The organism is Vulcanococcus sp. CPBay_Sum15L08_68 (genome assembly GCF_017855895.1).
Lineage (GTDB): Bacteria > Cyanobacteriota > Cyanobacteriia > PCC-6307 > Cyanobiaceae > Vulcanococcus.
The window spans coordinates 1-11091 of the sequence record NZ_JAFMFX010000059.1 but is presented as its reverse complement, the minus strand read 5'-3'; the positions used below and the strand labels follow the sequence as shown (position 1 = coordinate 11091).

Sequence of the window (11091 nt, the reverse complement as noted above, 5' to 3'; positions counted from 1 at the left end):
TACATCACCGAGTTCCCTCGGCTTTCGGTTCGCCGCTCGTGATCTCGCGATCGCTGAGCGGCCCACAAACATACCAGAGCCGCTGTCGCCTTCGCTACAGGTCCGCGTTCCCTGGGAGGCCTCAGATGTCCTCGTCGGACTCGGGGTCACTCAGGAAGGTCTCCAGGGTCGTCAGCAGCAGGGCCAGGGCCGAATGACGGGCCAGGTCAGAGCCGCTGACGTGATCCAGCCACTGCCCTGAGAGTTGCTCGATCTGGGAGAACAGGGCCTGTCCCTCCCGCAGGCGCTCCATCACCCGATCGACGTTGGCCTCGTCGGTTTCCGGCAGGGGGCCAACGACATAGCGGCGACCGTCATCCCCCACATAGGTGAGGTTGCCGTCGGCATCAAAAATCGGGACCGCATGGGGTGTGATCGGTCTGTCCTCCACAGCTCCCCCTCCAACGGCTACCCCCTCGTTAGCTCTGCCCAGGCCCAAGAGCAAGCTGCCAGGCTGCAGCCATGCTTCGCCTCGTTCTGGAACTCGCTCCCTGCCTCCTCGGTGGGTTCTGGCTGGGCCGGCGTTTCCCAACTCTCCCCAGCCGACTGGCACCACCGCTCTTGCGCTGGGGCATGCCCCTCAGCCTCACGGGGCTGCTCTTAAAAGGAGGCCTGCCCCTCAGCGCGATCCCCATGGCGGGGCTCATTGCCGGCCTGACCTTGGGCGGCCTGCTCCTCTGCCGCCAGGCCCCTGGCCTGCTGCCCACCCGCAGCCTGCAACTGGGGGCGATGGTGGGCAACACCGGCTACTTCGGGCTTCCCGTCGCCATTGCCCTACTGCCCAGTGAGGCCCTGGGCTTCAGCGTCATCTATGACCTCATCGGCACCCTGATCACCTGGAGTGCCGGTCCGCTGCTGCTGTCGCCAGGGAAAAGCTCAGCCACGGCGATGACCCTGCTGAAGACACCCGTCGTTCAGGCCCTGCTCCTGGCCCTCCCCCTCGGGCTCACCCCATGGGGGCCGCTGCTGGGGCAGTGGCTCTGGCTCCCCGCACGAATCGTGCTCTGGATGCTGCTGCTTCTGGTGGGGATGCGGTTGGGGCTGGTGCTGCAGCGCATCGATCAAGCGGACCAGGGCGAGAGGCCCTCACTGACCGGCGCCCTGATGATCAAGCTGCTGCTGCTCCCCGCCTTGATGTGGCTCCTGAGCGGACTGCTGCAACTACCGGAGCTGATGCGACAGGCGCTGGTCCTCCAGGCCGCTGCACCGACGGCAATGTCCGTGCTCCTGCTCGCTGAAGCCGCCGACGCCCAAAACAGAGGCGGCAAGGAAACCCTGCCAGCCGCCCGATTAGTGCTTTGGAGCAGCGGGGCCGCTGCCCTCAGCCTGCCGCTCTGGTTTCAGCTCACCGCGGCCATGTGAGTGATCAGGTCAATGCACTTGCAGCTGTAGGCCCACTCGTTGTCGTACCAGGACACCAGTTTCATAAAGGTGTCGCTCAGGGCCATTCCAGCGCCGGCATCGAAGACGGAGGTGCAGCTCTCACCCAGGAAATCATTGGAGACCACCTGGTCTTCGGTGTAACCCAGGATTCCCTTCAACTCCCCTTGAGAGGCGGCCCTCATCGCCGCCTTGACCTGCTCATAGCTGGCGGGCCTGGCCAGATTCACCGTGAGGTCGACCACGGAGACATCCGGGGTCGGGACCCGGAAGGCCATGCCCGTGAGCTTGCCGTTCAGTTCTGGGATCACCCGGCCCACAGCCTTCGCAGCGCCTGTGGAGCTGGGAATGATGCTCTGGCCGGCCCCGCGGCCACCGCGCCAGTCCTTCAGGGACGGGCTGTCCACGGGCTTTTGGGTGGCCGTCGTGGCGTGAACGGTGCTCATCAAGCCACTGACAATGCCGAAGTTGTCGTGGACCACCTTGGCCAAGGGCGCCAGGCAGTTGGTCGTGCAGCTGGCGTTGGAGACGATGTCCTGGCCGGCGTAACTGCTGTGGTTCACCCCCATCACGAACATCGGGGTCTCGTCCTTGGAGGGGGCGCTCATCACCACCCGCTTCGCCCCGGCCTGGATGTGGGTGCGTGCCAGGGGATCCGTCAGGAAAAAGCCCGTGCTCTCGAGGACCGTGTCGACTCCAATGGCATCCCACTGGAGGTTGCTTGGATCCCGCTCCGCCGTAATCCGGATGGCGTTCCCATCGACCACCAGCTGACCGTTCTCCACCTTGACCTCGCCTTTGAAGCGGCCATGGGTGGAGTCGTAGCGCAGCAGATAGGCCAGGTAATCGACATCAATCAAGTCATTGATGCCCGCCACCTCAACCCCGGGAGTGGCCATCGCGCGGCGGAAGGCCAGGCGGCCAATCCGACCAAAACCATTGATGCCGATCCGAACGGTCAAGGGAAGGGGCCCCGAATGCCACTCCCCAATACAGCGGGTGTTCCGGCTCTGTCGATGAAAAAACAGCAGACCTAGATCAAAAAGGCTGCCAATCAGCCCTCCTGGGGCTCCGTTTCAAATTGGTCGCTCAGCAGTCGACGCTGGTATTCCGCCGTCAGGGCATTGAGGTGCTCAGTGGCCGCTGCCGTCATCTCCTCATCGATCTGATCGAAAGCAGAGCCCTCTGGAACCGTGATCCCCAGCACCAACGCCAGGGCATCAAACAGACGCACCTGATCGTTCTGCCAGGCCTGGTAGTCGCCTGCGACCTCGATTAAGGCGTCCTGCTCCACCGTGCCGCGATCCACCTCCGAGCGGATGGTCTGGATCTGAGCCAGCCGCGCTGAGCTCACCACCGCATGGGCCGCCCCCAGGGCCGCCAGCGCATCGCTGGCCTCCCGCTTGAGAACACTCAGGTCCCTGTTGCGAACTGCCTTGTCGATCGTCAGGGGCGAGCGCAGGCCTGGCATCTGACTGACGGCCGAGCGCTTCTGCGGCGTCGGAACCGGGCGCGCCGGCGGCGCTGGTTTCAGGGCTTGGCCCCAACGGATCAGGGCATTGCCCAGGCGCCGCCTCCAGCTGCGTCTTGCCATCCCCCTCCGAGCCGACCTGTCTCCAATCTGATGGGCCAGGGGCGAAATGGGTAGGGGAAAACCGAATGGCCCTCAGGACTGGGGCTCAATCTGCAGGGTGCTGTGGTCGATGCCCAGCTGGCGTAGGCGCTCCTCGCCAAGGCGGAGCAGATCAACCGATGGCTCGCTCTGCACCTGCAAATGGGCCGTCAGCGCCACCCGGCGGCCACCCAGGCCCCAGACATGGAGTTCGCTCACGCGCAACACCCCCGGCAGCTCCCGCAAGGCCGCCTCAATGGACTGCAGATCGTGCCCCTCCGGGACCGCATCAAGGCTCGCCGCCAGGGCTTGCTTCAGCAGCCCATAGGCACTGACCATCACCGCCGCGCCGACCGCAATGGCCGTGATCGCATCGAGCTCCGTGCGGCCGGTCAGCGCCACCAGGATCGCGCTGAGCAACACAGCCGCTGAGACCGCCGCATCGCTCAGCAGATGCAGCACCGCCGCCCGGCGATTGAGATCGAGATGGTCCTGCGCCCCAAACAACCGGGCGGACAGCAAATTGATCGCAATCCCTGCAGCGGCAGCAACGGCCACGGGCCCAGCCACCAGGGGCTCGGGCTGCTGCAGCCGGTCCAGGCCTTCCACCACCACCAGCAGGCCCGCTGCAAACACCAGAAGGCCATTGATCAAGGCCGCCAGGTGGGTGCTGCGGCCAAAGCCATAGGTGAAGCGACCGCGGGGGGGCTTCAAGCTCAAGCGCTCAGCGCCCCAAGCCAAGAGCAGGCCCACCACATCCCCCAGGTTGTGGATCGCATCGCCGATCAAGGCGAGGGAGCCAAAGCCAAAGCCGATCGCCAACTGCGCTCCCGTCAGGAAGGCATTCAGCAGCACGCTCCAGCGAAACGCCCCAGCGTGATGGTGGTGGTCGTGGTGACCCATGTCCCACTTTTAGAGTGGATTTCTGGAATCCGGTCCATGGCTGTCTCCGCCGTTCAGCAACACGCCATCGCACCCGCCAACGTGCTGCGCGGCGAAGGAGCCTGGACTGAAGCGCTGCCGCTGATCGCGGGCCTCTGCCAAGCACCGCTGCTGCTCGGCCGCAGCGCGGCCACCCGGGAACTGCGGCTCGGGCTCCAAGCCGATCTCAAGACGCAAGGCCTACGGGTGCTCAGCGCGGAGCTTGAGTTCGACTGCTGCGAAGAGGACCTCAGCCGTCTCGCGGAGCTGAGCCAATCCCAGGGCTGTGATGGGGTCGTGGCCTGCGGCGGCGGCAAGGTGCTCGATGCCGGCAAGTTGCTGGCCCACCGCCTGGGGCTCCCCTGCATCACCGTGCCCACCAGTGCCGCCACCTGCGCGGGCTGGACGGCGCTGGCCAATCTCTACAGCCCCCAGGGGGCATTCCAGGGAGATGTCGCTCTGGAGCACTGCCCGGAGCTGCTGGTCTTTGACCACGGCCTGGTGGCCTCAGCCCCCAATCGCACCCTGGCCAGCGGCATCGCCGATGCCATGGCCAAGTGGTACGAGGCCTCCGTCAGCAGCGGCGCCAGCCGGGATGGCCTGGTGCAACAGGCCGTGCAACAGGCCCGGGTGCTGCGGGATCAACTGCTGCTGGAGGCCGAGCAGGCCCTCGGGGAGGTCGGCGGCGAGGCCTGGGTGCGCGTGGCGGAAGCCAGCGGCCTGACGGCCGGCCTGATCGGAGGGATTGGCGGCGCCCGCTGCCGCACCGTCGCCGCCCATGCGGTCCACAACGGCCTGACCCAACTGGAGGCCAGCCACGGCCAACTCCACGGGGAGAAGGTGGGCTTTGGAATCCTGGTGCAACTGCGCCTGGAGGAAAGCGTCGGCGGTAGCCAGCTGGCGGCCCAGGCCCGGCGGCAACTGCTGCCCTTCTTCCAACGACTCGCGCTGCCCGTCAGCCTGAAAGACCTCGGGCTCGCCCAGGCCAGCCTCGCGGAGCTCCAGGAGGTGGCGGAGTTTGCCTGCAGGCCCGGCTCAGATCTCCATCACCTGCCCTTCAGCGTCGGTCCAGCCGATGTCCTGGCGGCCCTGGTCAGCACCACCGCCGCCCTGAGCAGCGTGGATGCCTGAGCACCTGGATCAGCGGCAGCTGCTGGAGCGCGCCGCCAAAACCCTGCTGGATCCCAAAGGACAGGCCATCGCTCGGGCGGTGCAGTGGTGGGACCTGCCGAGCGCCTGCGACCAAACCCGTGAACCCTGGCCCGTGGCGGTCCTGGGCTCAGGAGCGCCGGTGCTGCTGCTGCATGGCTTTGACAGCTCCCATCTGGAGTTTCGGCGGCTCAGCCCGCTGCTCTCAGCCCACGCCCAGCTGTTCATCCCCGACCTCTACGGCTTTGGCTTCTGCCCCAGGCCCCAGGGCGGCGACTACAGCCCCGCGGGGGTGCTGCGCCATCTGGACGCCGTGCTCGATGCGGTCCTCGAGCGCAGTGGCGCCCAGCGGGTCGGCCTGATTGGTGCCTCCATGGGCGGATCGGCGGCCGTGGAATTGGCCCGCCGGCGCCCGGAGCAGATCGATCGCTTGCTGCTGCTTGCCCCAGCGGGTCTGACGGGCAAACCCATGCCGGTTCCGCCCCTGCTCAACCAACTGGGCGCGCGCTTTTTGGCCCTGCCGGCGATTCGGCGCGGGCTCTGCCGCAGTGCCTTTGCCCAACCCGACCGTGATGTGGGGCCCGCGGAGCTGGAGATCGCCTCGATCCATCTGCGCTGCCCCAACTGGGCCCCCGCCCTGGCGGCCTTTGCCGGCAGTGGTGGCTTCGGGGGCTGCGGGTTGCCGCTGCCGCAGCAGAGACTGCAGGTGCTCTGGGGCGCCAACGACCGGATCCTGCAGGGCAAAGCCAAGGCCGACGCCGCAGTTCTGTTAGGAGAGCGCATCACCGAGCTGAGCGATTGCGGGCATCTGCCCCACATCGATCAGCCCGACACCGTGGTGCGCACCTGGCATGGCTGATCCCGTTCTGCAGCTGCTGGCCAGTGGTCTGCAGTTCTGGATTCGCCAGCAATGCGAGTCCGTCGATCAGCTCGAGCTCCAGCTGCACGGCTCCACCCTGGCCCTACTGCGGGGACGGCTGGAGGGGGTCAGCCTGGTGGCCCGCAAGGCGATCTTCAGTGCCCTTGAGATCGAGCGGGTGGAGCTGCGCAGCGGCGCGATCAGCGTCCAGATCGGCCGGCTGATGAAGGGGCAGTCCCTGCAGCTGGATCAATCCTTCAGCGTGACGGGCAGCGCCGAATTCAGTGGCCCTGGCCTGAGCCGCTCGTTTAGCAGCGCCCATTGGCGCGGCCTGGGCGATCAAATCAGCGAGGCCCTACTGGGGCTGACGCCGCTGCAGGAGTTGACGATCGCAGGCGACCAGCTGCTGGTGCGCGCCCAGGGCCGGGAGATGGCGACCCAGCCGCGGGCGGAGGCCGGCTGCGTTGTCCTGCAGCAGAGCGATGGCCCCCAGCGCTATGCCCTGCCCGGAGACCCCAACATCACCATTGAGCAGGCGGAACTGCAGTCCGGCCGGCTGCTGGTCAGCGGCAGAGCGACGGTCAGCCCCTAGGCCAGGAAGGTCACCACGGTGAAAAACACCGCCGGGATGAACAGATAGCTGTCGATGCGATCGAGGATGCCGCCATGGCCGGGCAGGAAATCGCCCGAATCCTTGACGCCGGCATCGCGCTTCATCATCGATTCGGTCAGGTCCCCCACCAGGGCGAAGACCGTGACCATCGCCCCGAGCAGGGCGCCAATCGCCCAGCCCCAGCTCCAGCCCAGCAGCACCCCAAACAGGGCCCCGAGCAGCATCGAGCAGATCAGCCCGCCCAGGGCCCCCTCCACGGTCTTGCCCGGCGAGGTGGGCGAGAGGGGGGTGCGGCCGTAGCGGCGGCCAATCATGTAGCTGCCGATGTCCGTCGCCACGATCTGCAGGCAGGCCATCAGCATCAACACCATCCCCGAGGTCAGCGGCCAAGGCCAGTGCTGCAGATTCGGCGCCAAGAGCGGATCGGTGAGATCCCGCAGGCGAATCCAGTAGCTGGGCAGATAGCCCAAATAAAAGAGGGCAAAGATGGAGGAGGCGATATCGGCGATCGTCCCGGTGACGGGCTGCAACAGCAGCCAGCCGCAGATGATCGCCCCGGCCACCGGCAGCACCGCAGCCGAGAGCTCCGAGGCAAAGCCGACCCCCGCCACATCGCCGCCATGGGCCCACTGGGTGGTGATCAGCAGCAGCTGCACCAGCACCAAGGTGGTCTTGCTGGCCGGCCGGATGCCCTTGGCGCGGGCCAGGTCGAAGTACTCCAGCAGCCCCAGGTGGACCATCACCCCCAGGGCGATGGTGAACCACCAGCCCCCCAGACCCACCACCAACAGGCCAAAGGCACCGGCGGCGTAGCCGCTCAGCAGGCGCTGGGGGGAGGTTCGGGTGCGCGGGGGAGGAATCAAGGGCGTTCCGCAGCAATCAAAAACAGGGGTTCTGCGGCCGCCAAGCGGGCCTGACTGCCGCGGCGCTGCATCCGGTGAACCGTGGCTTGCACCACCTGCAGATCGACCGCCGCCAGTTGCCCCAAGGTATCGGTGGCGTCCACCAGCCCCTCCAGGCTGGCGGTACTGATCACCAGGCGACCGGCTGGGACCAGGGCCTCCCAGACCTGATGCAGGACATCCCGCAGGGGACGGCCCACCTCCAGCAGCACCCGATCCGGGCGCGGCGGCAACTGCGCCAGGCCATCGGGCGCTTCCCCCTGGTGGATGTGCAGGTTCTCAATGCCAAAGCGGCGGCGGTTGCGCTCCAGCAGCTCAATGCCGTCGGGATCCCGCTCGAGGGTGTGGACCGCTCCGGCGGGCATCAAGCGGGCGATCTCCAGGGCCAGGGCACCGGTGCCGCCGCCCACATCCCAGACCAGGGAATCGCTCTTGGGCCGCAGGTGCGAGAGCAGCATCACCCGCTGCTCCATCGGGGTCGGGCTGAAGCCGGGGGCATCGGCAAAGGCCGCATCCGGCAAACCCGGGGTGACGAAATCCCATTGGAAGGAGCCCTTCCCTGCCGCGGGCATGCTCCGCCTCACGCGATCAGCACCTTCACCGTATCAGCGATCTGATGGGGCCAAAGCCGCCGCTGCTCCTGCAACCAGGCGGCCCGGGGCCCATCGATGCGCTCCCCGGGAATCAACAGGGGAATCCCCGGGGGGTAAGGGCAGAGGGGTTCCGCCGCCAGGCGCCCGGCGGCCTGCTCGAGGGGCACCGCTTCTGCCGGCGCCCGCCAGGCTTCCGCCAGGGGCCGCTCCGGGCTGGCCACCAGGGGCAACGGCGGAGGACTGAAGGTCAACAATTCCGCGCTTCCGAGCGACCGGCGCAGCTGGTGCAGGGCCGCGGGCAACTGCCGCAGCAGGCCTCTGGGCGGCTGCAGTCCCAAACAGAAGGTCAGGCAACCCGGCTCAGGCAGCTCCGCGATCACCCCCCGCTGCATCAACCAGTCATCGGCCTCCAGGCCATTGATGCCATCGGCGGCGCAGATCCAGCTCAGGCGCAACGGGTCTTGGTTCTCCAGCAGCTGCAAGCCACCGGCCTGGAGGCGCTGGCGCAGCCGCAGGCCCTGATCGAGGGCCCGGCGCAGTTGCTGGCGTCCCTGGGCGCTGCGCAGATGCAGCAGTGCCGCCTCCGTTGAGGCCAGCAGCAGGGCGCTGGGGCTGGAGGTTTGCAGCCAGAGCAGCGCCCGCTCAATCCGCCCTGGATCGAGATCGCTACCAGCCCCCTGCAGCAGCACAGCACTTTGGGCCAGGCCACCGGCGGCCTTCTGCAGGGACTGCACCACCAGGTCCGCCCCAGCCTCCAGGCCAGGGGCCGGCAGCCGCGGATCCAGACCCAAATGGGCGCCATGGGCCTCATCGAGCAGCACCGGCAGCCCCTGCCGGTGGGCCAGCGCCACCAAGCCCGCCAGATCCCCAGCGAGGCCTTGGTAACTGGGGGAGACCAGCACCAGCGCCGCCAGGGGCCCCTCGGCCAGGGCCGCGCGGATCACCGCCTCCAGGTGCTCAGGGCTGGGGGGCAGCCAGAGACCCGAGGCCGGATCAAAGGGCAGATCAAACAGAACCGGCTCCAGTTGCCCGAGCAGACAGCCGTGCAGCAGGGAGCGATGCAGATTCCGCGGCAGTAGGACCCGCTCACCCGGTTGCGCCAGAGCCAGCAGACCGGCTTGCAGCAGGCCGCTGGCCCCATTGACGCCGTACCAGCAGCGCTTGGCTCCCAGCAGATCCGCCAGGGCCCGTTGGCTGTCTGCCACGGCCCCCTCGTCCTCCAGAGGGCCACCGATCTCCGGCAACTCCGGCAGATCCCAGCGACCCGGGGCTTGGCGCAGCAAGCGGGCCAGGGCCGGCGCCAGGCCCCGCCCGCGGCCGTGGGCCGGCAGATGCAGCGGCAACCGGGGCCGGCGCGCCTGAAGCAGCTGCTGGAGCAACACCATTCCTAGAGTTTGCAACTTGCTGGCGGATTGGATGAGCACCTACGACCCGGGGCGTGACTTGCGCTGGCTGCTGCTGCGGCCCTGGCAGCTGGTCGGCCGCTTGGTCGTGGTGCTCAGCAGCCTGCTGAGCCTGGCGCTGGTGCTGGTCTTCCAGGCCAACAATCCCGACCCGAAGGTGCAGCAGCGCCTGGGGCAGAAGATTTTCACCACCCTGACGGGACTGGGGCCCTGTTTCATCAAGGTGGGACAGGCCCTCTCCACAAGGCCGGACCTGGTGCGGCGGGACTGGCTGGATCAGCTGACCCAACTGCAGGACAACCTGCCGGCCTTCCCCCACGCCATCGCCCTGGAGACAATCGAGGCCGACCTGGGGGCACCCGTCCAGCAACTCTTTGAAGAGTTCCCGGACTATCCCGTGGCGGCCGCCAGCCTGGGCCAGGTGTACCGGGCCAAACCCGTCGGCGGGAACTGGGTGGCCGTGAAGGTGCAGCGCCCCAACCTCGAGCGGCAGCTGCGCCGGGATCTGGTGCTGATCCGGCTGCTGGGGGTGATGGCCGCTCCGCTGCTGCCCCTGAACCTGGGCTTTGGCCTGGGGGAAATCATTGATGAGTTCGGCCGCTCCCTGTTTGAGGAGATCGACTACCGCAAGGAGGCCGACAACGCCGAGCGCTTCGCGCGGATGTTCGAGGGCAATGCGGCGGTGATCGTGCCGCGGGTGGACCGCAGCCTCTCGGGCCAGCGGGTGCTGACGACCACCTGGATCAACGGCACGAAACTGCAACAGCGCCAGGAGCTCGAAGCCCAACACCTCGATCCCGCCTCCTTGATCCGCACGGGCGTGATCAGCGGCCTGCAGCAGCTGCTGGAGTTCGGCTACTTCCACGCCGATCCCCACCCCGGCAACCTCTTTGCCCTGCCGGGCAAGACCGGAGCCCTGGGCCATGTGGCCTACGTGGACTTCGGGATGATGGATTCGATCAGCAACAGCGATCGCCTGACCCTGACCGGGGCGGTGGTGCACCTGATCAACCGCGACTTTGAGGGCCTGGCTCAGGATTTCGTCGATCTGGGCTTCCTGAACGCCAAGACGGACCTCACCCCGATCATTCCCGCCCTTGAGGAGGTCCTCGGCGGTGCGCTCGGCGAGAACGTCGGCTCCTTCAACTTCAAGGCGATCACCGATCGCTTCTCGGAGTTGATGTACGCCTATCCCTTCCGGGTGCCGGCCCGCTTTGCCCTGATCATCCGCGCGGTGGTCAGCCAGGAGGGCCTGGCGATGCGCCTGGACCCCAGCTTCCGGATCATCAACGTCGCCTATCCCTATGTGGCCCGGCGCCTGCTGGCGGGGGACACCGCCGAGATGCGCGAAAAGTTGATGGAGGTGCTGTTCGATCGCGACGGACGCCTGCAGCTGGAGCGCCTGGAGAACCTGCTGCAGGTGGTCGAGAACGACGACGGCGGTGGCGGCGCCACGGACCTGCTGCCGGTCGCCGGCGCGGGCCTGAAGCTGCTGGTGGGCGAAGAGGGCAAGAGCCTGAGGCAGCGGCTGCTGCTGACCCTGGTGCGCGACAACCGCCTGAACACCGACGACCTGCGCGGCCTGATGCAACTGCTGGGCCGCACCTTCTCGCCGCGCCG

The 11091-nt window shown here is 67.5% G+C and carries 12 protein-coding genes; 5 read left to right on the top strand and 7 right to left on the bottom strand.

What is annotated here, in order from left to right:
- Positions 1-121 precede the first annotated feature (121 nt).
- The gene (locus QZ189_RS09115; RefSeq protein WP_296419153.1) at positions 122-430 is read right to left on the bottom strand and encodes a hypothetical protein; all 309 of its coding nucleotides are present in this window, start codon (positions 428-430) and stop codon (positions 122-124) included.
- A gap of 71 nt (positions 431-501) precedes the next feature.
- Between QZ189_RS09115 and QZ189_RS09110 the strand changes: the two genes are divergently transcribed.
- Positions 502-1401 (top strand): AEC family transporter, encoded by a 900-nt coding sequence (locus QZ189_RS09110; RefSeq protein ID WP_296421592.1) that lies wholly within the window; start codon positions 502-504, stop codon positions 1399-1401.
- Here QZ189_RS09110 and gap read toward each other — a convergent pair.
- From gap to QZ189_RS09095, 3 genes are all read right to left on the bottom strand, one after another.
- The gene (gap, locus tag QZ189_RS09105) at positions 1380-2381 is read right to left on the bottom strand and encodes a type I glyceraldehyde-3-phosphate dehydrogenase (protein ID WP_296421590.1); all 1002 of its coding nucleotides are present in this window, start codon (positions 2379-2381) and stop codon (positions 1380-1382) included. The two genes, QZ189_RS09110 and gap, sit on opposite strands and share 22 nt — an antisense overlap.
- A gap of 92 nt (positions 2382-2473) precedes the next feature.
- On the bottom strand, positions 2474-3013 hold the full coding sequence (locus tag QZ189_RS09100) for a hypothetical protein (RefSeq protein WP_010317866.1): 540 nt from the start codon (positions 3011-3013) through the stop codon (positions 2474-2476).
- Positions 3014-3085: 72 nt separating this feature from the next.
- The gene (locus QZ189_RS09095; protein WP_296416687.1) at positions 3086-3934 is read right to left on the bottom strand and encodes a cation diffusion facilitator family transporter; all 849 of its coding nucleotides are present in this window, start codon (positions 3932-3934) and stop codon (positions 3086-3088) included.
- Positions 3935-3970: 36 nt separating this feature from the next.
- On the opposite strand from QZ189_RS09095, the gene QZ189_RS09090 reads away from it, so the two are divergent.
- The 3 genes from QZ189_RS09090 to QZ189_RS09080 are packed head-to-tail and all read left to right on the top strand — an operon-like array spanning position 3971 to position 6552.
- On the top strand, positions 3971-5083 hold the full coding sequence (locus QZ189_RS09090) for an iron-containing alcohol dehydrogenase family protein (RefSeq protein WP_296416686.1): 1113 nt from the start codon (positions 3971-3973) through the stop codon (positions 5081-5083).
- Entirely contained in the window at positions 5076-5960 is an 885-nt protein-coding gene (locus tag QZ189_RS09085; protein ID WP_296421589.1) for an alpha/beta hydrolase, read from the top strand. Before QZ189_RS09090 ends, QZ189_RS09085 begins: the two co-directional genes overlap by 8 nt.
- Positions 5953-6552 carry a DUF2993 domain-containing protein gene (locus QZ189_RS09080; RefSeq protein WP_296421587.1) on the top strand — a complete coding sequence of 200 codons (600 nt, stop codon included), beginning with the start codon at positions 5953-5955 and terminating at the stop codon, positions 6550-6552. The genes QZ189_RS09085 and QZ189_RS09080 overlap by 8 nt, the downstream gene beginning before the upstream one ends.
- On the opposite strand, the gene QZ189_RS09075 is transcribed toward QZ189_RS09080, so the two are convergent.
- Genes QZ189_RS09075 through QZ189_RS09065 form a run of 3 tightly spaced genes read right to left on the bottom strand, consistent with a single transcriptional unit; the run spans position 6549 to position 9453 of the window.
- Positions 6549-7436 carry a phosphatidate cytidylyltransferase gene (locus QZ189_RS09075; protein WP_296421586.1) on the bottom strand — a complete coding sequence of 296 codons (888 nt, stop codon included), beginning with the start codon at positions 7434-7436 and terminating at the stop codon, positions 6549-6551. The genes QZ189_RS09080 and QZ189_RS09075 overlap by 4 nt on opposite strands.
- On the bottom strand, positions 7433-8047 hold the full coding sequence (cbiT, locus tag QZ189_RS09070) for a precorrin-6Y C5,15-methyltransferase subunit CbiT (protein WP_247479082.1): 615 nt from the start codon (positions 8045-8047) through the stop codon (positions 7433-7435). The genes QZ189_RS09075 and cbiT overlap by 4 nt, the downstream gene beginning before the upstream one ends.
- A gap of 8 nt (positions 8048-8055) precedes the next feature.
- Positions 8056-9453: an aminotransferase class I/II-fold pyridoxal phosphate-dependent enzyme gene (locus QZ189_RS09065; RefSeq protein ID WP_296421585.1), complete on the bottom strand. Its 1398-nt coding sequence runs from the start codon at positions 9451-9453 to the stop codon at positions 8056-8058.
- A gap of 31 nt (positions 9454-9484) precedes the next feature.
- Here QZ189_RS09065 and QZ189_RS09060 point away from each other — a divergent pair.
- The coding region (locus QZ189_RS09060; RefSeq protein WP_296421584.1) for an AarF/ABC1/UbiB kinase family protein at positions 9485-11091 on the top strand (1607 nt) is incomplete at its 3' end.

Excerpts from the sequence above, each read along its gene's own strand:
- QZ189_RS09110 (WP_296421592.1), top strand. The coding sequence starts at position 502 with ATGCTTCGCCTCGTTCTGGAACTCGCTCCCTGCCTCCTCGGTGGGTTC.
- QZ189_RS09100 (WP_010317866.1), bottom strand. The coding sequence starts at position 3,013 with ATGGCAAGACGCAGCTGGAGGCGGCGCCTGGGCAATGCCCTGATCCGT.
- QZ189_RS09095 (WP_296416687.1), bottom strand. The coding sequence starts at position 3,934 with ATGGGTCACCACGACCACCACCATCACGCTGGGGCGTTTCGCTGGAGC.
- QZ189_RS09090 (WP_296416686.1), top strand. The coding sequence starts at position 3,971 with ATGGCTGTCTCCGCCGTTCAGCAACACGCCATCGCACCCGCCAACGTG.
- QZ189_RS09085 (WP_296421589.1), top strand. The coding sequence starts at position 5,076 with ATGCCTGAGCACCTGGATCAGCGGCAGCTGCTGGAGCGCGCCGCCAAA.
- QZ189_RS09080 (WP_296421587.1), top strand. The coding sequence starts at position 5,953 with ATGGCTGATCCCGTTCTGCAGCTGCTGGCCAGTGGTCTGCAGTTCTGG.
- cbiT (WP_247479082.1), bottom strand. The coding sequence starts at position 8,047 with ATGCCCGCGGCAGGGAAGGGCTCCTTCCAATGGGATTTCGTCACCCCG.
- QZ189_RS09065 (WP_296421585.1), bottom strand. The coding sequence starts at position 9,453 with ATGGTGTTGCTCCAGCAGCTGCTTCAGGCGCGCCGGCCCCGGTTGCCG.